Annotated in this window: 20 protein-coding genes; 2 read left to right on the top strand and 18 right to left on the bottom strand. The window is 72.9% G+C overall.

What is annotated here, in order from left to right; translation table 11 throughout:
* Window positions 1-404 precede the first annotated feature (404 nt).
* The 12 genes from ACWEV0_RS31195 to ACWEV0_RS31140 all read right to left on the bottom strand — a co-directional run bounded on the left by ACWEV0_RS31195 (window position 405) and on the right by ACWEV0_RS31140 (window position 11,719).
* Window positions 405-968: a phage tail protein gene (locus ACWEV0_RS31195; protein WP_453153033.1), complete on the bottom strand. Its 564-nt coding sequence runs from the start codon at window positions 966-968 to the stop codon at window positions 405-407.
* Between the two features lie 6 nt (window positions 969-974).
* Entirely contained in the window at window positions 975-3,002 is a 2,028-nt protein-coding gene (locus ACWEV0_RS31190) for a putative baseplate assembly protein (protein WP_453153032.1), read from the bottom strand.
* Window positions 2,999-3,403, bottom strand: a complete 405-nt coding sequence (locus ACWEV0_RS31185) for a GPW/gp25 family protein (RefSeq protein ID WP_403789454.1) — start codon at window positions 3,401-3,403, stop codon at window positions 2,999-3,001. Before ACWEV0_RS31185 ends, ACWEV0_RS31190 begins: the two co-directional genes overlap by 4 nt.
* A gap of 19 nt (window positions 3,404-3,422) precedes the next feature.
* A complete protein-coding gene (locus ACWEV0_RS31180) occupies window positions 3,423-3,710 on the bottom strand; it encodes a PAAR domain-containing protein (RefSeq protein ID WP_453153030.1) in 288 nt (95 codons plus the stop codon).
* 40 nt (window positions 3,711-3,750) lie between these two features.
* Window positions 3,751-5,607, bottom strand: a complete 1,857-nt coding sequence (locus ACWEV0_RS31175) for a VgrG-related protein (protein ID WP_453153029.1) — start codon at window positions 5,605-5,607, stop codon at window positions 3,751-3,753.
* Window positions 5,607-6,407 (bottom strand): CIS tube protein, encoded by an 801-nt coding sequence (locus ACWEV0_RS31170; RefSeq protein WP_451606690.1) that lies wholly within the window; start codon window positions 6,405-6,407, stop codon window positions 5,607-5,609. Before ACWEV0_RS31170 ends, ACWEV0_RS31175 begins: the two co-directional genes overlap by 1 nt.
* Before the next feature lie 4 nt (window positions 6,408-6,411).
* On the bottom strand, window positions 6,412-6,852 hold the full coding sequence (locus ACWEV0_RS31165) for a phage tail protein (protein WP_389207363.1): 441 nt from the start codon (window positions 6,850-6,852) through the stop codon (window positions 6,412-6,414).
* Window positions 6,853-6,862: 10 nt separating this feature from the next.
* A complete protein-coding gene (locus ACWEV0_RS31160) occupies window positions 6,863-7,873 on the bottom strand; it encodes a hypothetical protein (protein ID WP_453153028.1) in 1,011 nt (336 codons plus the stop codon).
* 1,225 nt (window positions 7,874-9,098) lie between these two features.
* Complete coding sequence (locus ACWEV0_RS31155; RefSeq protein WP_403789459.1) at window positions 9,099-9,242, bottom strand: DUF6760 family protein; 144 nt, start codon at window positions 9,240-9,242, stop codon at window positions 9,099-9,101.
* Window positions 9,239-9,688, bottom strand: a complete 450-nt coding sequence (locus ACWEV0_RS31150; RefSeq protein ID WP_453153034.1) for a hypothetical protein — start codon at window positions 9,686-9,688, stop codon at window positions 9,239-9,241. Before ACWEV0_RS31150 ends, ACWEV0_RS31155 begins: the two co-directional genes overlap by 4 nt.
* Window positions 9,688-10,131, bottom strand: a complete 444-nt coding sequence (locus ACWEV0_RS31145; protein WP_451606687.1) for a phage tail protein — start codon at window positions 10,129-10,131, stop codon at window positions 9,688-9,690. The genes ACWEV0_RS31150 and ACWEV0_RS31145 overlap by 1 nt, the downstream gene beginning before the upstream one ends.
* Before the next feature lie 13 nt (window positions 10,132-10,144).
* Entirely contained in the window at window positions 10,145-11,719 is a 1,575-nt protein-coding gene (locus tag ACWEV0_RS31140) for a phage tail sheath family protein (RefSeq protein ID WP_453153027.1), read from the bottom strand.
* A 211-nt stretch (window positions 11,720-11,930) separates the two neighbouring features.
* Here ACWEV0_RS31140 and ACWEV0_RS31135 point away from each other — a divergent pair, with 211 nt between their 5' ends.
* Window positions 11,931-15,197, top strand: a complete 3,267-nt coding sequence (locus tag ACWEV0_RS31135) for a hypothetical protein (RefSeq protein WP_453153026.1) — start codon at window positions 11,931-11,933, stop codon at window positions 15,195-15,197.
* Window position 15,198: 1 nt separating this feature from the next.
* Here the strand turns inward: ACWEV0_RS31135 and ACWEV0_RS31130 are convergent, their stop codons facing one another.
* From ACWEV0_RS31130 to ACWEV0_RS31110, 5 genes are all read right to left on the bottom strand, one after another.
* A complete protein-coding gene (locus ACWEV0_RS31130; RefSeq protein ID WP_453153025.1) occupies window positions 15,199-15,630 on the bottom strand; it encodes a hypothetical protein in 432 nt (143 codons plus the stop codon).
* Between the two features lie 27 nt (window positions 15,631-15,657).
* Window positions 15,658-17,649, bottom strand: coding sequence for an ATP-binding protein (locus ACWEV0_RS31125; RefSeq protein WP_453153024.1), 1,992 nt, complete (start codon window positions 17,647-17,649; stop codon window positions 15,658-15,660).
* Window positions 17,646-18,242, bottom strand: a complete 597-nt coding sequence (locus tag ACWEV0_RS31120; RefSeq protein ID WP_453153023.1) for a DUF4255 domain-containing protein — start codon at window positions 18,240-18,242, stop codon at window positions 17,646-17,648. The genes ACWEV0_RS31125 and ACWEV0_RS31120 overlap by 4 nt, the downstream gene beginning before the upstream one ends.
* A gap of 7 nt (window positions 18,243-18,249) precedes the next feature.
* Window positions 18,250-20,274, bottom strand: coding sequence for a VWA domain-containing protein (locus ACWEV0_RS31115; RefSeq protein WP_453153022.1), 2,025 nt, complete (start codon window positions 20,272-20,274; stop codon window positions 18,250-18,252).
* Between the two features lie 148 nt (window positions 20,275-20,422).
* Window positions 20,423-21,052 (bottom strand): response regulator transcription factor, encoded by a 630-nt coding sequence (locus ACWEV0_RS31110; protein ID WP_453153020.1) that lies wholly within the window; start codon window positions 21,050-21,052, stop codon window positions 20,423-20,425.
* A 248-nt stretch (window positions 21,053-21,300) separates the two neighbouring features.
* Here ACWEV0_RS31110 and ACWEV0_RS31105 point away from each other — a divergent pair, with 248 nt between their 5' ends.
* Complete coding sequence (locus ACWEV0_RS31105; protein ID WP_453153019.1) at window positions 21,301-22,641, top strand: COG1470 family protein; 1,341 nt, start codon at window positions 21,301-21,303, stop codon at window positions 22,639-22,641.
* A gap of 21 nt (window positions 22,642-22,662) precedes the next feature.
* Here ACWEV0_RS31105 and ACWEV0_RS31100 read toward each other — a convergent pair whose 3' ends face one another.
* The gene (locus ACWEV0_RS31100; protein ID WP_453153018.1) at window positions 22,663-23,484 is read right to left on the bottom strand and encodes an eCIS core domain-containing protein; all 822 of its coding nucleotides are present in this window, start codon (window positions 23,482-23,484) and stop codon (window positions 22,663-22,665) included.
* Window positions 23,485-23,819 lie beyond the last annotated feature (335 nt).

The following is a 23,819-nucleotide window of genomic DNA, read 5'->3' as shown; positions in this document are numbered from 1 at the left end:
GGCCGCCGCCGGCGCGGCCGCGGCATCGGGCCGGCGCGCGGCCCCGCGCGGCGCCCCCGGCACATCGGGCCGGGTCTCCGCCCCGGGCCGCCGGAGCCCGGCCTCCGCCGAGGCCGCCGCGGTCCGAGGCAACTGGGCCGGCGGGGGGTCGGTCGGCCGGGGCCGGGCCGGACGGGGGTCGGTCCGCGGTGGTACGGGCGGGGGCGGGGGTACGGAAGGGGGCGGGGGCGTCCGGCGTACGGGCTCCGGCGGCGCGGGCGTCCGGCGTGCGGGCTCCGGTGGCGCGGCCTGCTCCTCCCGCCCCCCGCTCTCGTCCTGGTCCCAGTCCAGGAACGCGCCGCACGAGGAACAGAACGGCGTCCCCGCCGCGTTCCGCTGCCCGCACGTCGGACACACCATCCCGCTCATCTCGCACCCCCGGCCGGCAGGTCGGCCAGCTCCAGCGTGAACCCGACGTGCGCCGGGATCTCGGCCCGGATCAGCTCCTCCAGGCGCGCCCGGCTCACCCGCCCCTGGTCCGGCACGGACAGCCGGACCGTCACCCAGGGCCGCCCGGCGCCCGGCAGGGCGGTGCCGGGGGTGGTGGACCAGATCGTGCCGCCGCTCTCCGTGATCTCCGGCTCCGCGCCGCCCGTCTGCACGCGCAGCGCCTCCGCGAGCCCGGGCAGCGTCCCGCGCGCCCGGTGCCGGGCCACCGCGCCGCGCACCGCGGCCCGCCGCCGCTCCAACGGAGCGGCGTGCGGGTCGGGTTCGACGGCGACCCAGGCCGCCAGCCACTCCAGGAAGTCCTCCGGCGCCGTGCGCGGGTCGAGGTGCGCGGGCAGGTTGTCGAGACTGAGCAGCACCGGGGCGAGGACGTCGTCGAGCGCCGCCAGGAACCGGGTCAGGAAGTCTTGCTCCAGATAGACCGCGGGCAGCAGGTCCATCAGCGGGTGCGGGCTCGGCAGCCCGGGGACGGCGGTACGCACGGCGGTTCAGACCTCCCGGACTCTCAGCTGGTGCTCGTACGAGAAGACGAGGGCGTGCCGGTCGAGCGCGATCCGCCCGTCGGGCACCTCGGTGCGCTGACCGGTCAGCGGGTCCGCGCGGTAGAGCCGCACGTCGTCGACCAGGTCGACGCCCGGGACGCGCTGCAGCACCGCGTGCGCCTCGCCCGTCTGGACCGGCCGCCCGAACGGCCAGCCCTCGCCGGACGGCCCGCCGGTCAGCGGGTTGAAGTAGCCGTTGAGCGCCGTCAGGGCCGCCTCCCGGACCCGCTCGGCCGCGGCGCCGCGGCTCGCCTGCACGGTCGCGACGAAGGTGACGCCCTGGTAGTACGGCGGCTCGACGACCAGCCGCGCCCCGATGGGCCGGCGGGCGTCCAGGTGCTGCGCGATGCGTTCCAGGGTGCGCGGCGGCGGGATCAGCTCGTCGAACGCGATCCGTCCGTGCGCGTCGCCGCGCCCCGCCGGCACGAGGAGCAGCCGCACCCCGGCCTCGCCGTCCTCGGGGACGCAGTGCACCCGGGCCGCGTCCGGCGCGACCTCGCGGGCGAGGAGCTCGTAATCCCTCGGCACGACAGCCCGTTGGAGCGTACGGAGGGTCAGCGGGCCCCTGATCCGGGCACTCTCCACGCTCTCCCCGTCGACGCCGCCGACCGCCGGGCGCCGGTTCTCCACCCGCGCCACCAGCGGCACCGTGCCGCGCAGCACGCGCAGCGTCGAGCGGGCCACGTTGCCGCGCACCCCGCCGCCCGTACGGTACGAACGGACCTGGACCAGCGCGCCCTTGGCCGGCACGGTACCGAAGTACCGTACCGATCCGTCCCGTTCGCGGACGGCCGGGCCGAACTCGACGCGGCCCGTGCCCTCGTCGAGGGTGAAGTGGCGGTCGTCCGGACCGGAATGGGCGAAGTCGTCGACGCGGGTCCACGGCTCGGCGGGCGCGGCGCCTTCGTCGAGGGCTTCGGGCTCGGTGACCTCCAGGGCGAACTCGCCGGGCACGACGGGCGGTCGGGCCACCGCGAACGACTGCCCCGCCACGCCCTCCGCCGTGCCCAGGACCTCGTCGGTGATCCGCTCGGCGTGCTCGGCGCCGACGGTCGCCCCGATGGTGAAGGCCGTGATGCCGCGGACCACCGGCGGCGCCACGTACGTCGGCTGGTCCGGCGCCGCCTCGACGAGCCGGCAGCGCAGCCAGCCGCCGGTGCGCCGGACGACGCTCGCCGGGGTGTGCGTCGCCGGCAGGTGCAGGATCAGCTCGCCGGCCCGGTTGAAGCCGCCCGTGTCGTCCTTCTCCACCTCGCAGGCCGCCCAGCGCCGCCCGTCCCACGCCTCCCACACCAGCGGCGGCCGCAGCGGGTCGACGCCCACACCGTGCACGGAGCAGTCGAGCCGAAGGACCACGACTCCCGCCGGGACGGCCGCCGACAGGCCCACGTACAGCGCGTCGCCGGGGACGGGCGAGGGCGAGAAACAGGGCACCTCGCGGCCGAGCGCCAGCTCCTCGGTGCGGTCCACGGCCGTACGGTCACCCGCGCCGGCTCCCGCACCGGCTGCCTTGCGCGGATCCACCGCGCCGGCCGGGGACCCGGTCGCGGCCGCCGGCCAGGTCGCGAGCGCCGCGTACGCGCACGGCACGATCGTGAGGTCCCGGGTGGTCGTGAAGACGACCGCCGGCTCGGTCTCGGTGCGGACCGTCGCCACCTCCGTACCGGCCCGGACGACCACGGGCTCCGGCTGCGGCGCCGAAAGCCGGAACGTCACGTCCGTGCCGGCGGCGGTCGGCGGGTGCAGCCGCACGCCGATCAGGTCGAGGAAGGTCAGATAGCTCTTCTCCGGCACCCGGTTCACCCGGTAGACGAGCTGGTCGACCATGGTCGCGAACGCCTCGATCAGCGTGACCCCCGGGTCCGACACGTTGTGGTCGGTCCACTCCGGGCAGCGCCGCTGGACGTGCCGCTTGGCCTCGTCCACCAGGCCCTGGAAGCGCCGGTCGTCCAGGTTCGGGCTCGGCAGCGTCATCCGCGGTCCTCCTCCGGGATCACATAGAACGGGAAGACGAGGTTCCGGGGGTCGTTGGCGCCGCGCACCGTGTAGCCGATGTCGATGTAGAGCACCCCGTTGTCGGCCTCGTCGAAGCGGACCGCGACCTCGGTCACCTCGATCCGCGGCTCCCACCGCTCCAGGGCGAGCCGCACCTCGTAGGCGAGCTGCCCGGCCGTGCCCGCGTCGGCCGGCGCGAACACGTAGTCGTTGACGGCGCACCCGAACTCGGGCCGCATCGGGCGCTCCCCGGGCGAGGTCGCCAGGATCAGCCGGATCGACTCCTCCAGCTCGCGCTCACCCCGTACGAGGGCGATCGACCCGGTCGCGTCGGTGCGCGGCGGAAACGCCCAGCCCGCGCCGATGAACTCCTGTCCCATCCCGGAACCCCCGTCTTCCTCAGCCGCCGATGATGACCGTCGGGCACCCGGACACCACGGGCGCGCCGCAGGCCGCCAGGTCGCCGACCCGGGCCGCCGGCGCGCCGCCGATCAGCACGCTGGTGCTGCCGGGACCGGCGATGGCCGACGGCGGGTGCGGGGGCGGGCTGGCGAAGGAGCAGACGTGCGGGGTGCCGACCGTGGCGGCGGGGGCGCCGCCGATGAGGACGGTCGGCACTCCCGGCGGGCCGATCACCCCGGGATGACCGGTGGGGTCGCCGACCCGTGCGGCGGGTCCTTGTGCCATGACCGTGCTCACTTCCTGTCCGACGGAACCGACTGACCGATCAGTTGATCTTCACGAGTGCGGCGTTGAGGGAGAGCGACATCCCGCCCTTCACCTCGGTGCGCTGCGTGCCGTCGACCGAGACCGACATCCCGTGCACGTCCACCGCGCCGGCCGACGACACCTCGACCTTGCCCGTCCCGCCGTCGACCTTCACTCCGCCCGAACGGGCCGTCAGGGACACGCTGTCTCCCTTGAGTTCGACCGCGCCGCTCTCCGCGTCGAGCGTCACGCCACCCTTCGCCGTCACCTGCACCTTGTCCTTCGCGGTGATCTTCACACTGCCGTCGCTGCTGACGGCGATCGTCGTGCCCGTGCGGTCCAGGTCGATGGTGAGCTTGCCGTCGCCGGTCGTCAGGCGCACGCCCTTCGGGCCGTTCGCGGTGTCGAGCAGTTCGAGACGGTTGCCCTCACGCGAGGTCAGCGCCTTGCGCTCGACCGCCCCCGAGGTCTTGTCCACCGGGCTGCTCCGCTGCGGCCGGTCCTTCCCGTTGTAGAGCCCGGCCAGGACGTACGGACGGTCGAGCCGCCCGTGCTCGAAGCCGACCACCACCTCGTCGCCGACCTCCGGGATCAGCGGTTCGCCGCCGCTGGTGCCCGCGGCCTGCGCCGTGCGCGCCCAGTCGCTCGCGTACTCGTCCGACAGCCACGGGAAGCGCACCTTCACCCGGCCCGAGCCGTCCGGGTCCTGGGTGTCGGTCACGGTCGCGTTCACCAGGCCGGCCGTGCCGGGCGCCGTACCCCCGGCCCGGCCCGGGCCGCCGCCGGTCAGCCCGAACAGCGACCGCTCCTGCTGGCCGGAGACCGTCAGCCAGGTCTCGTACCCGCGGTGCGGATCGAAGACGTGCCGGGAGGAGGTGACGGTGTACCGGCCCTCGAACGGCGCCCCGACCGCGTTCAACGCCACCGCCGAGCCCGCCCGCACCTCCGGGTTCCCCCGGATCACCGCCTCCAGCTCGGCGAACGAGCCCGCGATCCGCTCCGCCAGGGCCTTCGCCGCCCGGTCGACCCGCTCCTGCGTGCCGTACCCGCCGTCCGTCACCACGTGCCGCGCCGACCCGAACGGCTGCGTCACCTGCGCCGCCGTCACCCCGAGCTTCAGCGTCGACGAGTTCCCCGCCGGCGCCCGCCCCACCAGGGCCCGCTTGCCGGTCACGTCCCAGCCGCGCACCTCCACCTCGGACACCTGCTCGGCCGCCGAGACCGACGCCCGGCAGCACAGCAGGTTCGCCCCCAGCTCCAGGACCAGTGGCTCGCGCTCGGCGCGGGCGGAGGCGTCGGGCGCACCGGTCGCCTCGGTGGGCTTCACGATGTGCAGCTGCCCCTCCCGTACGTACGCCTGGGCACCCGCCTCCTCCGCGAGCGCGCGCACGAACTCCCAGTCGCTCACGTTGGGTTGGGCCACATGGTCGAGCACCGGACCGGCCACGTCCATCGTGCCCGTCTTCAGCCCGGCCCGCCGGGCCACCTGGGCGCAGATGTCGGACAGCGTCATGTTCTGGTAGCTGGCCACCCGCACCCCGCGCAACAGCCGGTACGTCTCGTCGAGACCGCGGACGACGGTGAACGTGCCCGAGTCGTCCAGCTCCAGTTCGAGCGCCGTCACCACCCCGGTCAGCAGCGGCCGCGGCGCCCCGCCGCCCCCGCCGCGGGCCGAGAGGCGGGCCTCGGCGCCGACCTCGATCCCCGCCTGCTTGAGCAGCGTCCGGTCCGGGTCGCGGAAGCGCAGCACGAACAGGTCGGGCAGCGTCCGGCTGTCGTCGACGTACCCCTCCACGAGCTGGTTCGCGAGCCGCGCGGGCAGCGGCGTGCCCCCGAACTCCACCACCAGCGCCGACGCGACCCCCTGCCCCGCCATCAGCGCTCCCTCCCCGAGTCGCTTTCCTGCTCCTGGAGGCGGCCCAGCTCGTCGAGGGCCGGAAGTAACAACTGCCGCCCCGTCGCGAGCCGCAGCGGGTCGTCGATCCCGTTGGCCTCCGCGATCACCCGCCAGGCAGCCGGATTCCCGTACTCCCGCTGCGCGAGCGACGGCAGCGAGTCACCGGCCGCCACCCGGTGGGTACGGCGCGCCGCGAGCGCGCCCGAGGTCGGGTTCTGCCCCGGCGTCTCCCCGCTGATCTCCTCGACCGTGACCTGGCAGACGGCCCGGATCGGCACCCCGGACGTCGTGAACAGCGTGTACTTCGCCTGCACCTGGCTGACATAGCCGGGAAAGCCGGTGAGCCCGCCCCAGTGGAACACCACCCAGGGCGGTGAGGAGCGCTGCTGCTGGCGGCTCTCGCTCGTCGGCACACAGCACGCGAAGAGCTGCTCCACCGCCGTCACCACACGGGTGTCCTGGGTGTCGGCCGCGTCGAAGAACATCTCCACCGTCAACTTGCTGGGCTGCGGCCCCTGGTACTCGGGCGGGCCCGCGCTCTTCGCGCCCTTCGCCGGAGTCCGCTTCCAGGCCGCCGCCTTCGTGAGGCTCAACTCCTTGGGATTGAACTGGAATTCGATCCGGCCGCACGGCGCCCCCGGCGTCAGGCCGCCGCCCGTGGGCGGGGTGCGCAGCTCCAGGTACGCGTGTTCCAGCTTCGGCCGGGCGGAGCCGGCCGCCCGGCCGGCCGAGGCCACCCCGGCGGTGCCGGCCGCGCTGAAGGCGATGGGTGCGCTCACCTGCTCAGCCCTCCATCACATAGCCGTGGTGGGCGATCTCGATCGTCTCGATCGCCACCTTGGGCGACTCCGGCGAGAAGGACGGCCCCGTCCAGCGCACCGGCACGACCTCGAGGAGACCCCACCGGGCGACCTTCCGGCCGTCCCCGGTCCTGGCCTCGATGTGCGCGGTCTTGCGGGTGAAGCCGGTGGTCATGCTCGCGAACCAGCGGGCGACCTTCTCGGTCTCCCGGGTGAGCGGCCGGGACAGCTTCACGTTCGAGTACTTGAGCCGCGTGGGCAGTTGCCACACGTGCCCGTTGTTGCCGCCTTCCTCGCGCGTCTCCAGGACGACCTCGCAGCCGAGGCCCTCGCAGGTGTTGAAGGAACCGAGCTCGATCTCGTCGATGGTGACGACGAAGCAGACGCTGACGGCGGGGTCGTCGCCGCGGTCGGGGGTGGTCATGACCGTTACGTCACCTCTTCTCGATCAGAAAGCCGGCCCGCTCGCGCTCCAGGCGCAGATCGGCCTTGAGGAGGCGGGCGAGCGGGGGGTAGAGGGCGCGGACGAACTCGTCGGTGACGGGCGGGGTCTGCTGGTGGGGCGCGGCCGCGGCCTGCGGTGGTGCTGCGTGGCCGGGGGCTTCGGCAGGTGCCGCTGTCGGGGACGTCGTCTCCGCCGCGGGCGCGGGTGCGGGCTCCTCAGGTGCGGGCGCCGCCGGCGGGGGCGGAGGTTCCTCGGTGGTGGTCTCGCGCTGGACGGGGAGGTGGCGGTGTACGACGGGCACGCTGGTGTACGAGGGGAGGGCGGCCGCCGGCGTCGGAGCCGACGCCGGATCCGGGGCCGCGCCAGGCGGCGTGAACACCACGCTCCCGTCGGCCATCCGCTGCGCGACCCCGGCGGCGACCGCCACGGCGCCGGCATCGAAGACGGACGCCCGGCCGGGCACGGCCGTGCGGGACACCGGGAGGGGCGCGGACAGGGGCGCAGACGGGAGAGACGTCGCGGACGGGGGGCCGGGGGCCGGCGTGCGGGACGGCGCGGTCTGCGGTGCCGTGCTCCGCTGTACGTGCGCGGCGCGGGGTTCGGCCTGGGGCGCGGTGTGCCGCGTGGAGCGCTGGACGGTCGCGGGGCCGGTGGCCGTCACCCAGCGCACGGGCACGGCGGCGGGCGCGGCCACGGGCGACGGGGCGGGGGAGGACGCCGGCGGGTCGGCCGCGGTCCGCTGGACCGGGGCTGCCGGTGGAGTGCCCTCGACGGTACGGAGGGACAGCGGGCGCTCGCCGAGGAGCGGGGCCACGGGGTCGGGGGAGGGGGGCCGGACCTCGGCGTCCCGGGTCTCCCGGACGGTCTGGACGTCCGGCACGTCCGGGGGCAGGGACTGGACGGCCTGCGTTGACTGGGTGGTGTCCTGGACGGGCTGGGTGTCCTGGACGTCCTGCGCGCGGGAGACCTCGGCCGGAGGCGGGGCTTCGGTGCGCTGCACCGGCAGCGCGAGCGGGGCCGGGACCGGGACCGGGTCCGGGACCCGGATCGGTGCCGGAGTCGGTATCGGCCCTTCGGCTGGTGGGGACGCGGGGGCGGCAGCCTCATTCCGGACGGTGGGCGGCAGCGCGGGGAGGGGCGCGCCGAGCCCGGGCGTCCGCTGGACCGGCCGCAGAGGCGGCGACGGTCGCGCGGCCTCTGCGCGGGCGGTCGGCGGGAGACCGGGCAGGGGCGCACCGAGTCCCGGCGTGCGCTGAACGGACGGCGCGGAGGGGGCAGTGCTGGGCGCGTTCGCCTGGGGCGTCGACCGCTGGACGTGAGGCGTGGAGGACGTGCCGGCGCCTGGAGAGGACGGCTCCGTGGGCGGCTCGACGAGGGGCTCCCGCTCACCCAGGAGGCTGCGCACCGGCGGTTCGTCCTCGGACGGGGTCTCGGCCGGCGGCGCCTCCGCCTCCGCTCGTACCTCAGGAGTCGTCTCCGTCCCGGCGTCCGAGCGCTGGACGACCGGTTCCGAAGCCGCCGTGGGCTGCGGGCTCTCTGGCTGCACGGCCGCCGAAGACGTAGGAGGCGTCGCGGACGTCGGGGACGTCCGGGACGGTGGAGGCGCCGGGGCGCTCTCCTCCGCTCGCTGGACGACACCGGGCGGCACCGCCGACTGCGGCGAGCCCTCGTCTCGTACCGGAGTGACCGGTGCGGCAGGGGGAGGCGCCGCCCGCTGCACGGACGTGCCCGGCGCGCCCACTGTCCGTACCGGCGCAACAGGAGAAGCAACCGCAGAAGCAGCCGGAGAAGCCGGAGAAGCCGGAGTGACCGGAGCGGCCGGAGTGGCCAGAGCCGTCACCGGAAGCTCCGTCGCCGGCTGCCGCGTCAGTTGCGCTGTCACGGCCGACGGCCCCGGCGCGCTGAACCCCCGGACCGGCGTCGTGACCCCGTGCACCACCCCGCTGGGCGCCTCCGCGCTGACCGCGTGCCCCAGCGGGGCCGTGAACGCCGTCGGCTGCCGGGTGGGCAGGGCGGCCTCGAAGGCGGTCGGGTCGGTGACGAGGGCCGGCGGGGTCAACGTACGTTGAAGTGGCGGGAGTTCGGGGATGTCGAAGCGGTCCTCGCGGGGCGCGGCGGCCGGTTCCGGCGGCGCCGCCGCGTCGCTCTGACGCGACCGGTCCCGATCCCCGTCGCCGCCTCCGCGCAGCCAGGACAACAGACCCATCGGTGCCCTTCCCTCCCCCTCATCCTCCGTTGAGGCGGGCCACTTGGGCGACGAACCTCAGACGTTCCGGGTGCTCCAGGTCGAGGAGCTGATCGAGCGGCCAGTGGAAGTGGTAGGCGAGGTACGCGACCTCCTCGTACAGGCGGTCGGCCGCGTACGTCACGATTCCCCCAGGCGGCCACCGGCGAGGTCCACCGCGAACTCCTCCTGGCAGCTCGGGCAGGTGACGGCGGCCCGGGTGTGGCCCTCGGCGTTGATGCGCCGGTAGAAGTCCTGCAGGAAGGCCAGGTCCGAGGCGAACAGGTCCTCGATGACGCCCGGGTGGATGTCGTCGACCGTGCCGATCCTGGTCACGACCCGGGAGATGAGGACCACGGACAGGTAGGCCGAGTTCTCCCGTACCCGGTCGTCGCGCAGCGGTACGAGTTCGTCGCGGGCGGTCGCCAGGCGCATCACGCCGTCCCGGTGCACGGTGCCCGCGTCGTCGACGTACCCGCGCGGCAGCCGGAAGGCGAACTCGGTCCGCATGCCGCCGCCTTCGGCCTCTCCTTCGGAGGGGAGGCCCGGAGCGGCGGCGCGCGGCGGTGCGCTCGGCGCCGTACGACGCATCACTCGACTTCCATGCTCTCGTACGTGATCACCAGCTTCTCGGTGAGGACCGAGGTGTCGCCGGCCTTGAGGGTGCCGATCTCCAGGGACTTCGGCCAGGCGTTGATGAGCTTGTAGCGCTTGATCGGGATGCCCTCGTAGTCGTACACGATGATGGCGCCGTGGCGGCGGGCGCCGGTCATCTTGCCGAAGCGGGACTCCTTGACCCAGCTTTCGAAGCTGTTGTCCTCGGTGAGGCCTCGGCTGACCGTGACCTCGCCCGCCTTGGGGCGGCCGGGCAGCTTCTTGATGGCGTACTTGCCGTCGGCGGTGTTCTGCTTCAGCTCGATGACGTCCTGTTCCATCTTCAGACCACTGACCTCGGTGATCTGCTTGATGACGACGCTGTCGAACTCCAGGCCGAAGGAATGGCCGACTGAACTGTCGAGATCGGGAAGGGGCACGGCGTACTACTCCTCACTCGTCGACGGCACCAGAGCCGCTGGTCAGCTGGGAGAGGCGGAAGACGACGAACTCGGCGGGCTTGACCGGTGCCACACCGATCTCGCAGATGACCTGGCCCAGGTCCACGCTCTCCGGCGGGTTCGTCTCGCGGTCGCACTTGACGTAGAACGCCTCGTCCGGGGTGAGGCCGAACAGGGCACCCTTGCGCCACTCGTTGACGAGGAACGCCGCCACCGTCCGGCGGATCCGGGCCCACAGCGCGTCGTCGTTGGGCTCGAAGACGACCCACTGGGTGCCGGCGAGGATCGACTCCTCCAGGTAGTTGAAGAGCCGGCGGACGTTGAGGTAGCGCCAGGCCGGGTCCGAGGCGAGCGTCCGGGCGCCCCAGACGCGGATGCCGCGGCCGGGGAAGGCGCGGATGCAGTTGAGGCCGACCGGGTTGAGCCGGTCGTGCTCGCCCTTGGTGAGCTGGGTCGCGAGCGCGACGGCCTCGCGGACCACCTCGTTCGCCGGGGCCTTGTGCACGCCGCGCTGGTTGTCGTTGCGGGCCCAGACGCCGGCGATGTGCCCGCTCGGCGGGACGAGGGAGATCCGGCCCGACGACGGGTCGGCCACTCCGATCCACGGGTAGTACAGCGTCGCGTACTTGGAGTCGTAGTTCGCCCGCTCGGTGCGCCAGGTGTGGATCTCCTGGGGGCTGAGGGCGGGCGGCGGGTCGAGCACGGCGACCCGGTCGCCCATCAGCTCGCAATGGGTGATCAGGCCCTGCTGGACGGCGATCACCCCGTCGAGGTCGATGAGCCCGCGCTCGTACGCGCTCATGAGGTCCGGGACGGCCACCATCGTGACGTCCTCGACCGCCTCCAGGCCGCCGAGTCCGGAACGGCGGTCGGCGTCGCCCACGTACACGTCGGGCGTCAGCGACCCGGCCGGCACCGCCACCGGCGCCGAGCCGGGCGCACCCGCGGGCACGGCGAGGGTGACGGTCTGCGTCGCGGGGCGGGCGGGGGCGGCGCCGGTGCCGGGCTCGGCGATCTCGATGAGCGCGGAGCCGGCGTTCACCCGGGTGACGACGTTCTCCTTGCTGCGCTTGGTGGTGACCGACGGGTACGTCTCGACGACCTCGTCGTCCCGCCGCACGATCAGCCGGAAGGCGTCCGAGGGCGGGTCCTCGCCCTCGACGTCCGCGATCTCGACGCTGATCCGGCCGGTGACGCCGGGGCGGGCGGTGATGGCGTACGGTCCGACGGTGACGGCGGCGGGCTGCCCGGCCGCGGTCGCGGTGGGCTCCTGGCCGGCAACCGCACCGGCACTGGCCCCGGTCCCGTCTTCGATGCGTACGACGTAGCAGATCCCGCCGCCGTTGGCGAAGAAGCCGTAGACGGAGCGGGCCAGGTACGTTCCTTCGACGAAGCCACCGAAACGGCTCACGAACTGGGTCCAGTTCGTGATCAGGGTCGGCTCGTCGAACGGCCCCTTCTCCGCGAAGCCGACGAAGGCGGCGACCGAAGTGCCCACCCCTTCGATGGGCCGGGACCCCGATTCGACCTCTTCGACGTAGACGCCGGGGGACAGGTACGACGGCATACGGCGCGCTCCCTCCTGGAATGACGGCCATTCTTGTGACGCCGACGATCACCGGGAACGGAGGGAGGGCCGCCCGGCGGGCACCGAGGGCTGCCCGATCGTGCAAGACGCCGGGTCCGGTCGTCCGCACGTGCGCCCTCTGTACGGGGCGGCCGGCCCCGGCACGCTGACGGAACCGCGTACGCCGTCGGCACGGGCTCCGGGAGGACGGATGAAGGAAGTCCCGGAGAAGAAGTCCTCGACGCAGCGTCCGGAGCGCGGGTCCGCGTCCTCCGGCGATTCGGGCGTACGCAGCCTCCAACGACTCCAGGGTGCGGCGGGCAACGCGGCCGTGGCCCGGCTCGTGGCCCAGCGGTACACCGCCCCGGCGAAGACGCCCCCGTCGGCAGCGCCCGGTTTCCGCCGGGTCGGGGCGGACGTGGCCGCCAAGAAGCGGACGCTGGCCGCCCACGCACCCGCCGCCACCGAGTCGAAGTCGGCGCAGGACGCGGCGGTGGCGCCTCCGGACGACAAGGAGGCGCAGGGCAAGGCCGCGAACGCGGAGAAGATGAACGCGGCGAAGCCGGGGGAGTTCAACAAGGCCGCGTTCATCGAGGCGGTGAACAAGGCCATCGACGCGCAGGCGCCGAAGAACCTCGACGAGGCGGACAAGTTCTCGTCGTCGGGTAAGGCCGAGAAGGTCAAGGGCGAGGTCGACGGGAAGGTCAAGGACGGCAAGAGCGCCTCGGCCAAGGACATCGAGACGACGACCAAGGCGCCGCCGGACACGTCGGCGGCGAAGGACAAACCGGTCACCCCGATGGTCCCGGACCGTCCGCCGGCCAACCCGGGCGCGCCGAGCGCAGCGGACGCGATCCCGGAGAAACAGCCTGCCGCCGTCACGGACTTCTCGCAGGGCCCGGCGGAGAACGACAAGGCGATGGCCGACGCCGAGGTCACGGAGGAGCAGCTCGCCAAGGGCAACGAGCCGGAGTTCGACCAGGCCCTGAAGGCGAAGAAGACGGCGGAGGCCGACTCCGCGCAGGCGCCGGGGAAGGCCCGCGCGGGCGAGCAGGCGCAGCTCTCCACCGCGAAGGCGGGCGCGGCGGCGGCCGGCGCCCAGGCCATGAACGCGCTCACCGCGACCCGGGCGGCGGCCGGGAAGGCGGTCGACGGCGGCAAGGGCGAGACGAAGTCGAAGGACGAACGCAAGCGCGCCGAGGTCACGGGGAAGCTCCAGAAGGTCTTCGACGCGACGAAGAAGGACGTCGAGGCGACGCTGACCGGCCTCGACAAGAAGGTCGACGACGCCTTCACGGCCGGGGAGAAGGCGGCGCGCGACGCCTTCACCGCGGACCACAAGGCGCGGATGAAGAAGTACAAGGACAAGCGCTATTCGGGGCTGATGGGCAAGGCCCGGTGGGTGAAGGACAAGTTCGCCGGGATGCCGAAGGAGGCGAACGACCTCTACCAGGAGGCCCGCAAGCTGTACGTGTCCAAGATGCAGGCGGTCATCTCCTCGGTGGCCGACCTGATCGGGGCCGAGCTGGGCCGCGCGAAGGCGAGGATCGCGCAGGGCCGAGCGGAGCTGAAGGCGGAGGTGGACAAACTCCCTTCGGATCTGCGGCAGTTCGGGGAGGAGGCGGCGAAGGACTTCGCCGGCAAGTTCGACGATCTGGAGTCGTCGGTCAACGAGAAGTCGCAGCAGCTGGTCCAGGACCTCGCGAACAAGTACACGGCGGCCCTCAACGCCGTCGACGAGGAGATCAAGAAGCTCCAGGAGGCCAACAAGGGCCTGATCGACAAGGCGAAGGACGCGATCGTCGGCGTCATCAAGACGATCAACGAGCTGAAGAACCTGCTGCTCGGCATCCTGGCCAAGGCCGCCTCGGCCATCATGAAGATCATCAAGGACCCGATCGGCTTCCTGGGCAACCTGGTGAAGGCGGTCGGCGCCGGCCTGAACCTCTTCGTCTCGAACATCGCCGACCACTTGAAGAAGGGCCTGGTCTCCTGGCTCCTGGGCACGGCGACCAAGGCCGGCCTGACCCTCCCCGAACGCTTCGACCTCCGCGGCATCATCTCCCTGATCACCTCCCTCCTCGGCCTCACCTGGGCCAACCTCCGCACCCGCATCACCAGCAAGGGCGTCCCCGACCAGGCCCTCACCGCCGTCGAATCCTCCCTCCCCCTCGCCCAGACCCTGGCCAGGGAAGGCCCGGCGGGCGCGGTGAAGGAGATCGAGGCGGAGGTCGGCGACCTCAAGTCCACGATCCTCTCCAAGCTGACCGAATACCTGATCCCCACGGTCATCGTCGCGGGCATCACCTGGATCCTCTCCCTCCTGAACCCGGCCTCGGCCTTCGTCCGCGCGGTCAAGGGCATCATCGACATCGTCTCGTTCGTGGTGAACCAGGGCGCCCAGATCGCCGCGTTCGTGAACTCGGTCCTCGACGCGGTCATAGAAATCGCGAACGGCGGCGCGGCGGGCGTCCCGAAGATGGTCGAAACGGCCCTGGCCGGCAGCATCCCGGTCCTGATCGGCTTCCTGGCATCACTGCTGGGCATCGGCAACCTGGCGAACAAGGTGAAGTCGGTGTTCCAGTCGGTGGCGAAGCCGGTGAACAGGGCGGTCGACAAGCTGGTCGACTTCATCGTGCGGAAGGGCAAGGCCCTCTGGAACAAGCTCAAGGGAAAGAAGGCAAGCGAGGCCGGGCCGGACCGTCGCACCGATACGGACAAGCGGAAGGACCTCGACGCCGGGCTGGACGCCGCCGAATCGCTCGTGAAGCGGGACCTGCCCGAGAACGAGATCCGCAGACAGCTCCCCGAGATCAAGCGCCGCCACCGTATGACCGAGCTGGAACTGACGATCGAGTCCGCCGCCAGAGGGCAGGAGCACTACATTCTCAAAGGCGCGGTGAATCCGCGCGATCAGCGGGACGGAACGAAGGACGGGCCGAAGCGCGGAGACCACGTCTTCGCTCTCGGCCTGTCCGGGACGATCGGCGACATGCAAGAGGAGTCCGGCCGTGTTCTGGCGGAGGCGAACGTCGCGGACAAGCCCGGCTCGGCCGTCCTGCGAAGCTCGCTGGCAGCGGCTCGCGGAAAGGCGGGGGAGATCCCGGAACTTATTGTCCGCAAGGGGCGGCAGGACGCCGACGGCGACGCTCATTCCCAGCAGTACGGCAGGGCTTCCTCGACCGCGAAGTACGCAGTCGTGCAGGTGGCCGCCGGCCTGGCGCAGTATTACGGTCCGCCGCGGGAGGACGACACGCCCCGTGGCGCCGACGCGGAGCGGCGGTCTCGTCTGTTGGTGACGGCCGCGTCCCATGCCAAACTCACGGTCTCCGGCTGGCTGGATCACGTGGTGGACCGGGAATCCGTGCCCTTGTTGTCCGCCGCACAGAGGCGCGAGTTCCTCCAGGGCGAATTCAGGCTGGAAGAGCTCCGGCAGATCCTCGGCAAGGGGTTCGACAGGATCACGGGCCGCGGGTAGGTCAGGCTCGGTCGCGCAGCAGGTCGTAGTCCCCCAGGGCCTCCGCGGTCGAATGGAGGAAATCGAGGTAGGCGTCGTAGGTCGTCGCATGGGCTTTCTTGGCGGAATCCACCCGCGCTTCCCGCTCTTCGGCACCGGAATCGATGGCGAGCCGCACGGTCGCGTGATAGTCACGAAGCCTCCGGGACGCCTCGACAGCACTTATCGCGACCGCCTCGGGGAGCACCCCCGTGACGGCCTTTTCGGCACGGTCGAGATCGCCCACTGGCTCGTCCCAGAGCTCCCGGGCGCGGGCGAGGAGCGTCGACACCTCCTGCTCACTGACATGGGCGACCATGGCCACCTCCACGATCGCGTCCCGGAGCCGATCGAGCCGACTCCGGAACGCCGTCGCGTACGCGAGGGCGGCGTCCTTGCGTGGTTCTGCGCTCATTTCCCACCCTTTCCGGCGGTACCCTATTCACTGCAACAGTTCCGCATACGGCCCGAACTCCGACTCCAGTGTCAGCCGTCCCAGTTTCTGGTACTCCCGCTGCACCGCATGGATCAGCATCCCCATCGTCACCGCCCCACCCGCCTCCGCCGCCAGATACGCGGCCGTCACCGCGATCGACCTGATGTTCCCTCCCGCCAGTTCGAACGCCTCCGCGCAGAACTCCAGGTCCAGGTCGGCGGCCCTCGGCAGGTGGGGGCCCAGGGACCGGTCCCACAGCAGCAGGCGCTGCGGGGCGTCCGGGACCGGGAAGTCCACGATCAGGTCCAGGCGGCGGGTGAAGGCGTCGTCCAGGTTGGCGCGGAGGTTCGTGGCGAGGATGGCCAGGCCGTCGAAGGACTCCATGCGTTGGAGGAGGTACGCGGACTCCACGTTCGCGTAGCGGTCGTGCGCGTCCTTCACCTCTGAGCGTTTGCCGAAGACGGCGTCCGCCTCGTCGAAGAGGAGGACGCCGTTCACGCCTGCCGCCTCCGAGAAGATGCGTTCGAGGTTCTTCTCGGTCTCGCCGACGTACTTGTCGACCACCGTCGCCAGGTCCACCGTGTACAGGTCGAGCCCCAGGTCCGCCGCGATGACCTCCGCCGACATCGTCTTGCCGGTGCCCGAGTCGCCGGCGAACAAAGCCGCCACGCCACGCCCCCGGCCGCCGCCCGGGCGCATGGACCAGGTGCCGAGGACGTGGTCGCGGTGGCGGGCGCGGGCGGTGAGTTCGCGGAGTTGGGCCTCGGTGTCCGGGGGGAGGACCAGGTCGGTCCAGCCGACCGTCGGTTCGATGCGGCGGGCCAGCCGGTCCAGGCCCGCCGCGTTCTGGGCGCGGGCGCCGGCGCGGACGTGCGCGGCGGTGACCTCGCCGCCCTCCAGGCGGGCTGTCTGGACGGCCGCCCTTGCCGAGCGGACGACCTGCTCGGGGGTGAGGAGGAAGGGGGCCAGGAGGGACGGGACGTCGAGGGGCACGGGGACGCCCGCGCTCTGCGCCCACAGCTCCGCCCGCGCCCCCGGTTCCACCCGCGGGGCACGCACCAGGAGCGGCGGGCCGGACGACCAGCCCGCGTCCCATGGCAGCCGGCCCACCAGGAGCAGCGGTACGGGCGCCTCCGTCAGGGCCCGCAGCAGGCCGGGCCGCTCCCGGGCCACCGCGTCCAGCGGCGCCGCCACCAGACCCGCCCCCGTCAGCCTCGCCTCCCGCACCAGTGACCGGATCGCCTCCGCCGGCGCCGGGTCCTCCGCGAGCCGGGCCAGGTCGACTCCGAGGGCCCGCCGCCCGGCAGCCGCGAGGGCGGCGGCGGCCAGGGCCGTGCCCGCGCCGCCCTGGTCCTCCTGGAGGTAGGCGAGCCGGACCCCGTCGCCCAGGACCCGCGCGAGCGCCGAAGGATCGCCCACGCTCCGTACCGGCTCCCACGACGCCACGAGCTCCGCATGACGCGGGTCCGGGGTGTCGTCGCCGAGGAGGTGTGCCGTCACCCGGTCGGGCACCCGCAGCGCGCGGCTCAGAAACGGCCGGTCCAGGTCCTCCACGAGCAGCAGGCCGCCCGCCCGCAGCGGCGCCCGTGCCCCGAGCCGGGCCCGCGCCTCCCGGTCGGCCGCCGGCACCCCGCACAGCCCGAGCGCGAGCCCGGTCGACGGCCGCCGCCGCGTCACGTCGTCGTTCAGATAGCCGTAGAACGATTCGAAACGTTCGTCCAGGTCCGGCAACAGGGCGATCAGCAGGATCTCCACGTCCAGGGCCGTCAGGGCGAACTCGTCCGCAAGGCGCGCGAGCAGACCGCCCGCCGGCAGCGCTGGCACCGGCTCCGTCGGCAGCACGCGCGGGCCCGCGAGCAGCCGCTCCACCGCCTCCTCCGTCAGATACAGGCCCCGGAACGCGTCGTCCGGATCCGGGTCCACCGCGCGGCGCGCCTCCACCGCGCGTCGGATCCGCAGCTCCAACCTCTGGGCACGCGCCAGCAGTTCCGCCGTCACTGAGAGGTTCCCCCACGTGGTTTCTCGCCGACCCGCACGCTCATGCCGTCCTCGCCGACCGGCGCCCCGACCTCGTACCGCGGCGACGCCGTCAGCGGCACGCTGACCACCAGGTCGAGCGACGGCTTCAGCTCACCGCCCAGCGCGCTCCACACATCGGCGAACGACCGGTCCTCCGGCGGCGGCAGCGCGATCGACATCGGCACGGGCACCCCGATCTCCTCGAGGGTGCCGGTCAGCCGGGTCGGCGGCAGCGCGTCGTAGCGCAGCAGACACGCCAACAGTGAGGAGAGCAGGCGGTGTTCGTCCTCCGGGCGCTTCGTCCAGGCGGTGATCAGGTACGAGAGTTTGAAGAAGCGCGGCGGGCGGTGCCGGGCCACGACCGTGCCCCGCTCGTCGTACTCGTTGTGCAGGCCGCGCGAGCGGCGCTTCATGTCCTCGCGGATGTCGTACAGGTACAGGTTGACCATCGGCGCGTTGACCTTCGCCGCCCACTCGCGGGTGGGCGCGTCGAAGACCACCGCCACCTGGCCGCCGCCCAGGACCTCGGCGCGGATCAGCGACCGCAGCACGTCGTCGACCTCGTGGATCACCGGCCCGTCACCCCCGCTCCGCGAAGTCCGGTGGCTGCAGGGCGTGTTGGACGACGAGCACCGGGGCCTCCAGGCGCGGCAGCCGCGGCACCTCCGCCCACAGCTCTCGCGGCCCGAGCCGGTCCCTGCGCAGCACGAGCACCTGCGCCTCGAAGGTGCCGTCGGGGCCGACCCGTACCGGAGAGGTGTCCGCCGTGAGGCCCACCGACCACACCAGGCGGACGGTCTCGCCCGGCGGGTAGTCCGCGCCCCGCGCCACGACGGTCTCGCCGGGGCGGACGACGCCCGGGGTGACGTCGAGCCGCGGCTTCAGCACCTGCAGCCGGGCCCTGGCCGTGTTGTTGCCGTACCTCGGGTCGAGCAGGATCCCGCGCACGCTGCCCTGTACGGAGCCGGTCAGCGCCTCCCCGTACACCGCCGTCTGCGTCACCGTCAGTCGCCCGCCGGGCGGGATCTGGCACGGCGCGACGGCGGTGCAGTTGGAGACGGCGCCGAGCTGCCGGCCGGGAGAGTCCGGCCAGGTGGTGTTGAGGACCACGGCGCGGGCCGTGTCGGGGCCGGCGTTGGTGAGCGTGTACGTGGCGACCGCGGCGCGGCCCGTGTACGTACGGGCGGGGGCGAGGCGCAGCGTGACGGCGAGGTCCGCCGACGGCGGCACCGGCGGCGGCAGCACCCGGAAGACCGCCGTGTCGGTCCCGGTGTTGCCCGCCTTGTCGGTCACGGTGCAGGTGACCGTGGTCTCGCCGACCGGGAACAGCGACCCGGACGCCGGGGTGCACTGCGGCGTCAGCGGACCGTCCACGGCGTCCACGGCGGTCGCCGTGTAGTCGATGTGGGTGCCGGAGGCGGAGATCGCCCGCGCCGTGCGGTCGTCGACGGTGACGACCGGCGCGGTGACGTCCTTGACGGTGATCGAGATGGACTCCGTGTACGCCGGGTCGGCGGCGGCCGCGGGACCGAGGTTCGGCGAGTTCGGCGGCCGGGTGCCGAGCAGGAACTCGACCGTGCAGGTCAGCGTCCGGCCCTGCGGCGCGTCCGGGTGGACGGTGATCGTCTCGTCGAAGTCGGCGACCTGTCCGCTGACCACGTCCCGCACCGGCGGGTCGAGCGCCACTGTCAGCCCGGGGTCGCAGGCGGTGAGCTGGTGGCCCACGCTGGTGGGCAGGTTGGTGAGGCCGCGGACGACGGCCTCGGCGACCTGGTCGGGCACGATCCCGGAGAGCTTGGTGCCGCCGGTGGCCTCGATGATGCGGGTGGCGTTGTTGGGAGTCGTGTGGTCCTGGTAGTTCGGGTCGCCCGCGTCCCCGGTGCCGTCGAGGCCGTCGCCGATCTTCGTGTCGACGTCGACGCCGACCACCCGGATGTTCTTCTCCTGCAGGGCGGAGATCGTGTCCTCGAGGGTGTGCCCGTTGCTGGGGTTGTGGCTGGAGGCGTCGCCGACGAGGACGATGACGGGGCTGGAGTTCTCGCGGAACACGGTCTTGCCGTCGGCGCCCTGGGAGACGTTCCACAGTCCGTTGATGAAGTCCTCGGTCGGGCCGGGGCCGCCGCCCATCTTGTCGGAGAGGGCGTTCACCCCGGCCTGGATCTCGTTGTCGTTCTGGGTGAGCGCGGCGGTCACGCTGAAACCGGCGTTGCCGTTGGCCTTGTCGCCCTCCTGGTCGCCGTAGGTCGCCACGGCGAACCGGGCGTCCGGCTGGGACGTGCGCACCTTGCTGACGATCTGCGGCAGGCCGCCGCGTACGTCCTGGATGGCGTCGCCCATGCTTCCGGTGCCGTCCACCAGGAGCACCACCTCGGGCATGGGCGGCACGGGCGGGGTGAGCACCTGTTTGGCCACGGGCAGCGACTGGCCCGGGGCGAGCTCCGCGGTGACGACGGCCGGCGTCACCGGACCCGCCGGACCGTCCTCGGCCGGCCGGAGCGCCGGCACGGTGCCGGCCGTCCCGGCGGCGACCAGCAGCAGCGCGAGGGCGACGATCCGCCCCCGCCGCGGTTCCCCGTTCCACCGGAACGGCGGTGACCAGCGCACAGTGCAGCTCCCTACGCCTCGCCCACGACGACCCTTGCGACCCCGCGAGGATCCACCCGCACGATCCGGATGTCACGGCCCCCGCGTCTTCCGTGGGGGAAGGAAGGAGTGCCCCAATGGGCAAGAGCGCCAAGGGAGTTGGCCTCGCTCAGATGAGTCCCTGGCGCATCGCGTACGCCACCGCGTGCGAGCGGTTGCGCAACTGCAGCCGGGTGATCACCGCGTGCAGCACGTTCTTGATGGTGCGCTCCGAGTACGACAGCTTCGCGGCGATGTCCGCCGTGTCGTACCCCTCCGCCACCAGACGCAGCACGTCCACCTCGCGCGCCGCGAGCCCCGTGAAGTGCAGCCCGCGCGGCGCGAGGACCTGGCCCTGGAGCCGGCCGACCTCCTCCAGGAGGCGGCCCACCAGGTCGGCGGGGAGGTGTCCGGCGCCCTTCGCGACGGTGCCGATCACCTGCACCAGATGCTCCGGGGTCGCCTCCGCCCGCCGGATCACCCCGGCGACCCCGCACTCCGCGGCGGCCACCAGCTTCTGCTCGTCGATGTCCCGCGTCACGAGCACGGCCCGCGCGGTGCTGGTTCGCCTGATGTGCCGTAAGAGGCGCAGGAGTTCGTCGTCGACGGCGTCCACGACGAGCACCACGACCTCGGGCTTCGGATCCACGTCCGCGCCCCAGTCCGTCACCAGGATCTCGGGCCGGGTCCTGAGCTGACTCGTCACCCCCGCCTGGGATATCGGGTCCTGGGCCCGCAGTGCCACGGCTGTCCGCTCCATGATCTCTCCCCCCGGAGATAGAGACCGAGCCGGTGTCACAGGGGCCCCGGTGTACTCGGTCGCAAGAGTGAGAACGCGATAGAACGCAGGCAACGCCTGCTGACGTCAACCTCACACGTCGTCAGGTGGCTTGGAAATGCACCTACCCACCCCGGCGGAAACGGAATCGTCGCGAGGGCACGGTATCTGCCCGAAAGTGTTCCTCCCCGGTCGCTGCCGCACGGGCGGGCCGCTTCTACGGTGCGCCCATGAGTCTTACGGCACACCTCGACGCCGCGTCCGTGACCGCCGCACCGGGCGAGGAGACGCGCCTGCCCCTCCAGGTACGCAACTCCGGCTCCACCGTGGAGGAGTACCGCTTCGAGGTGGTCGGTCCCTGCGCCACCTGGACGACGGTGGAACCGGCGACGCTCTCCCTCTACCCCGGAAGCTCGGAAACCGCCACCGTCATATTCCAGCCACCCCGTGATCCCTCTGTTCCCGCAGGCGAGACGCCCTTCGGCATACGAGTGGTCCCGACCAGTGACCACGCGGAGCCGGTCGTGCCCGAAGGCCGGGTCACCGTGTCGCCGTTCATGGAGGTCACGGCCGAGCTGGTGCCACGTGGTTCGCAGGGAGCCCGGGCCGGCCGGCACAAGGCCGCGGTCGACAACCGCGGCAACGCCCCCCTCACCGCGACCCTCTCGGCCGTGGCCGGCACCGAGCAGACCCAGGTCTCCTTCACCCGCAAGGAGCTGCGGATCGAGCCCGGCCGGGCCGCCTTCACCGAACTGCGCGTCAGATCCACCAAGCGCCTGTGGCGCGGCACGCCCCTGACCCACACCTTCCAGGTGCTCGTCACCCAGGCCGTCCCCGAGGGCGAGGAGCCGCCGGCCCCGGTCGTCCTCGACGGCACCTACCAGCAGCAGCCGCTGCTGCCCCGGTGGCTCCCGCGGGCGCTCGTCCTCGCCTGCGTGCTCGCCCTCGCCCTGGTGGGGGCCTGGTACGGGCTGCTGCGGCCGGCCGTGAAGTCGGCGGCCCGCGAGGCGATCACGCCCGAGGTCATCGCCTCCGCGACGGCGAGCGCGAGCCCCAGCAAGGGCGGAGGAGGCGGGGCGTCGGGCGGAGGCTCGGGCGGTAAGGACGGTGCGCCGACCACGGCTCCGTCCACCCCGGCCGCCCCGACCCCGTCCGCCACGGGCAGCGCCAAGCCCAAGCCCGCGGCAAAGCCGCCCGCGCCGCCCGCGCCGACCAGCGCCCAGGTCCTGGTGCGGGACGCGGTCGGCGGTGGCGCCGAGAGCGGCACGGCCCTCACGGTGGCGGACGGCAAGACCTTCCGGCTCACCGACATCGTGGTCCAGAACCCGCAGGGCGACGCGGGCACGGTCGTGGTCAGGGCGGGCGACCGCCGGATCCTGACCCTCGCCCTGGAGAACTTCCGCGACTCCGACTACCACTTCGTCACCCCGGTCCTGGTGTCCGCCGGAGACGCGGTCACCCTGACCGTGGACTGCCGCAAGGTCGGACGCCCGGTGGGCGCCCCGCAGCCCGACCGGTGCTCGACCTCGCTGTTCCTCGGCGGCACCCTCCAGAGCAACAAGTCCTCGTGACGGATCCTGCCTGATGACCCATCAGGATTCGGGCGCCGACTCTTCCTCCTCCTCGGCGCCCGAATCCGCCTGCCGCTGTACGAACGAGCCCTGCACGTCAGCCGGTTGCTCGTCCTCGTCCTCCGCCGGCGCCCGCTGGACCGAGGGGGCCGCCGGGGCGCCGGCCGGCGCCGTCTCGGCCGCCGGCGCGGGGGCGGCCAGGACCCGGTCCGCGTTGGCGACCGCCTCCCGCTCGTAGCGGTCCGAGGGGTCGCTCACCCGGATCCCGCCCGGCGCCTCGGTGCCGTCGACCGGGCCGCTGCGCTGCTGGATCACATGGGTCAGCTCGTGCGCCAGCGTCGTACGGCCCTGCGGCGAGGCCGGGTCGTACGCCTCCCGCTGGAACACCACGTTGTTGCCGACGGTGTAGGCGTGGGCTCCGATGCCCTTGGCGGAGGCGTCGGCGGCGGAGTCGGTGTGGACCCGTACGTCGGAGAAGTCGGCGCCCATCCGGGACTCCATGTCGGCGCGGGTCTCCGTGTCCAGCGGCTGCCCGCCCGAGGTGATCACGTCGTGCACGGGGGAGCGCTCGTCGGTCCGCTCCTCCGCCTCCCCGGCCGCCGCCCGGCTGCGCTGCACCATCGCCCCGACGGCCCCGTTGCCCACGGTCCGCTGGAGCGCACCGAGCCCGGACGCGCCGACGACGTCCGTACGGCCGGCCGCCGCGGCCTCGTAGAGCCGGGCCGTGCCGGGGCCGGCGCCCTCCTGCTCGTGCTCGTGCCGCTGCTCGTGGTCGTCGTGCCCCAGCTGGTGATCGCGCTCCGGCTGGTGCTCGTGGTCGTGTTCGAGTTCGTAGGCGCTCATCGTCGGCTCCCCGAGGACAGAGGACAACGGAAGGTGGTCACCGCCGGGGCCGGCCGGCCCCGGCTTCCAGCCTGGCCATCCGCCGCTGCCCCGTCCAGGTCCCTCCCGGGCCGCCGGGGGCAGGAAGCGCTGCCCGTTCGCGCAGGATCACTCGTTCGGGTGGAGTAGATCGTGAACCGCCCGGGAAGGCGCCTCCGCTGCCCGCCCCACTGGCGATCATGCTCTGGTGATCTCCAAGCCCTTAGACGTCGTTTCTTATGGCGTGATCGTTCGTTGATCCGTGCATGACGGATCTGGTTGAGCGGTTGGTGCCGGACGAGTTGTGGATGCTGTTC

The organism is Streptomyces sp. NPDC003943 (assembly GCF_053605265.1).
The sequence above is the reverse complement of the archived record's forward strand: the minus strand, read 5'-3'. Positions and strand labels throughout refer to the sequence as shown.